At 36.2% G+C, this 3,590-nt stretch carries 1 protein-coding gene; it reads right to left on the minus strand.

The window, feature by feature from the left end; all coding sequences use genetic code 11:
* Nucleotides 1-140: 140 nt before the first annotated feature.
* On the minus strand, nucleotides 141-3,389 hold the full coding sequence (locus tag CN514_RS18845; protein WP_098233923.1) for an Ig-like domain-containing protein: 3,249 nt from the start codon (nucleotides 3,387-3,389) through the stop codon (nucleotides 141-143).
* Between the last annotated feature and the right edge of the window lie 201 nt (nucleotides 3,390-3,590).

Genomic DNA, 3,590 nt, shown 5'->3' on the forward strand with positions numbered 1-3,590 from the left:
CTTTTAAATTCTTTCATAAAATTTGGCAATAAAAATACCCCGTAATGTTAGATTGAAACTAACTTACGGGGGAGACCTTAAAAACATAACTATTCTGTATCTGACACGATTATCTAAATATCAATTATACAAAGTAATCTTTATGGTTTTACAATAACAGGTATAATTATTTTAAATCCATCATATTCCGCAATGACAACAGCGGTTCCTTCAGCCTTCGTTAGGATCTTATGATCAGTGGTCATTTCCGCTACTTCCGAATTGGAACTAAAAAATTTGACATCAGCTGTAACGTCTTTTATCGTTCCATCGCTTGACATAGCATTAATGACTATATCATTTGTTGAACCTGCTGAATTTACGATATAACTAGGCGAGGAACTTATACCCCTAGTAAATGTAGGATACTTTGCTACAACTTCAACATCAATTGTCTTGGACATTCCAAAAACTGTAGCAGTTATTGTCGTTTTTCCAATAGAGTGAGCGATGATATGTCCATCAGCAGAAATTGTTGCAACTGATTCGTCCGCCACAGTCAATTTTGCTTTGCTATTAAGATTATAACAATCACAATTTCCATCTCTGCCAGGACGACCAAAGAATCCATTAATTGAGATGTCAGTGGACTTATTAGGTTCTAACATTACATTTCTAGTTGTCCATTTATTGTTTTCAGCCCAATATAAATCTACAGGCTTAGTGTTTCTTACCCAAATAGCATCTCTCAAACCATAATAATTGAACCAGATGTATGCTTCACCAGGGCCGACCCATGTAATGACTCCGTTCTGGTCAACAGTTGCTACACTTTCGTCGGAAGATTCCCATTTCCCTTCTGTATCAACCTGAACGATATTATGATCTGTATATTCAGCAAACGCGTTCGCATCAATAGTTCCTTCTTCAGGGTGTAAGATCATCCCATTGCTAGTAGTAGTTATCGCTTCTACTATCTTACCTGCTTCAGGCTGTAATATCATCCCCGAGCCAACAATTCCTACTAAATTTACTGGTCCAGCTTGATCTTGTACTTTTACTGGAATTTTAATAGAAGAAACACCTAGAATTGTTGCACTAACCGTCGTTTTTCCAGTTTTCATTCCAATAAATTTCCCGTCTTTAACACTTACAACTGTAGGATCCTCTGTTGTCCACTGGATTGAATTCGATATCTCCCTTTGAGTTCCATCATTGTATTGAGCAAAAACATGAACTGGATAAAGCTTATCTTTTTGAACAACAACATTCAATGAGGAAACAAGTAAGGACTCAATTTTTAAATCTTTGATTGATACTTCATTCCCAGAAAGAATTGAAACATTCAAGATTTTAGTACTTGTGCCGTAGTCGATAAGTACCTGTGTTGTTCCTGCTGCTACTGCTGTAAGAACACCATTCTTAACTGTAACTATGTCTGGGTCTAATGATGTGAATCTTGTGTCTGATGTAACGTCAGATGTTGAACTATCCTTATATTTTGCTTTTACAGAGAACGAATGCGTGTGCTCAGATAAATTAAAGGAGATGTCATTTTCACTAGGAATCAGATCAACAATTTTGTTTACAAAATCTTTAGAAGGTTCATTTGAAACGATAATTGAAACCTGCTTTGAGTATCCAGAGCTATCTACGGTAATCTTTGTTGTACCAGTTCCTACAGCAGTAAGCAGACCATCTTTATTTACTTTAACAACATCAGGATTAGATGATTTATATACCGCATAAGAAGTTGAATTTGATCTGTCTGAATAGGTCGTTTTTACCTCTAATTGCTGCTGTTGATTTACTACCATATTTTTCATATCTGGTGTAACAGAAATTGATTCAGGATTTGGAGCCTGCTTCTGACCGTCTTTATCCGTGACTGCCACCGGGATATCTACAAAGTAACGAAAATTATTATAGATAGCATGCAAGACAGTTGTGCCACTTAATTGACCAATAACTTTTGATTCACCACCATATTTTCGGGAAACTGAAGCTACGTGGAAATTGTCGGAGTACAATTCAACGGAACCTGTTACATCTTCAGTTCTCCCATCACTATAAATCGCATTTATTTTAATAGGCGTTTCTTCACCTAATCCTAAAGAGAGGTTTGGTTGAGAAGCTGTCAAACCAATAACTCTAGGAGTTGTAAGCTTATTGGTGACAGTAACCTCAATTTTAACTGGAGGAAGAACATCTGAACGATAGGAAGCTGTCACAAACGTTTTACCTGTCTTACGTCCAATGATAGATCCTGAATCAGTAACCGTTGCAATGCTGTTATCTTCGACTGTCCATTTGACATCATAAGGATTTACATTTTCAACTAAAGTCATACCACCTTCTGATATTCCATTTGTGAATACTTCGGTTAAATTAACAGGCCAATTTTGTCCTGGTAGTAGTTCAACTGTAGGTTCATCAGTTATAAGCTTTGTAGGCTTAACAACATTAACAAGTACAGCACCAACCAACTTATCATATTTAAAATAAATATATGTTTGGCCGATCCCAACTGGGGTTATTTGACCATCTTTACTTACCGTAGCTACATTTCGATCTGTCGTTGTCCAACTTCCTAAAGAAGTAACCTCTGTACTCCCCAACATGGGGTTCTTTGTCACAGCTCTTACTTGAACTGGCTTATCAGAGGTTTCTAACCTCAACATGTCAGCCGAAAGGTATAGCGCCGATACATTATCAGGAATATCTATTATAGAAGCAAAGAAGTTTATTTGTGGAAAATTTGCGTAAGTTACCTTCATTGAAACATTACCTGGTGATATTCCTTTTAATACCCCTTTTTCAACCATTGCAATTGAAGGATCTCTTGATTCCCAATTAGCTAATTTCGTTACATCTTCCATCGAGCCATCGCTATAAAGCGCTTTCAAAGAAATAGGACGCTCTTTCCCCTCATCTATGTATGTAACTTGATTCGCCTCTAATACAAGCGATACAATTTTTTTACTCTCTGAAGGATTTGACAATTGACTTAACACTTTTGCACTTTTCGTAACATTTACATCTACTTTTAAAACTGCATTACCAAGGCTGAATTGTACATTTGTAGATCCAACATTTACTGCTGCTAGTTTTCCAGTTTCAACAGTTACAACTTTTTCATCTAGTGATGTCCATTTTCCTTCCGCTGTAACGTCTGCTTTACTACCATCTTTATACTCTGCTTCAACCTTTAAATCGTATTGACTTTGAGAAAGAGAAAGCGAGACCGTTGATTCACTTGGAATAAGTTTTACAATCTCCTTCGCTGTTGGGCTATTAGTTGCTCCAGCTGCCTTCTCAGTTGAGGCAAAAACCAAACTACTGAATAGAGACATGAATAGGGTTAGTACGAGTGTTAAAGATGTAATACGTTTTGTCATTTTTGTTCTCATTTGTTAACCTCCATATTTTGCTGCTGTTTGTTTCTATTTTTCAGATAATCTAATGTTTTCTTATGCATCACCTCTAACGTAAATTGCATTTTAGGATAGTGGAATTAAACCATTAATTTAAGACAGTAAAATTCAGACTATTCAAAACGTTAAGGTTATTATATGATGATATTTTTTTTTGGGAAATGACATTCTCGTTAT

This window comes from Bacillus sp. AFS001701 (genome assembly GCF_002559405.1).
In the GTDB taxonomy this organism is placed as follows: Bacteria; Bacillota; Bacilli; order Bacillales; family Bacillaceae_G; genus Gottfriedia.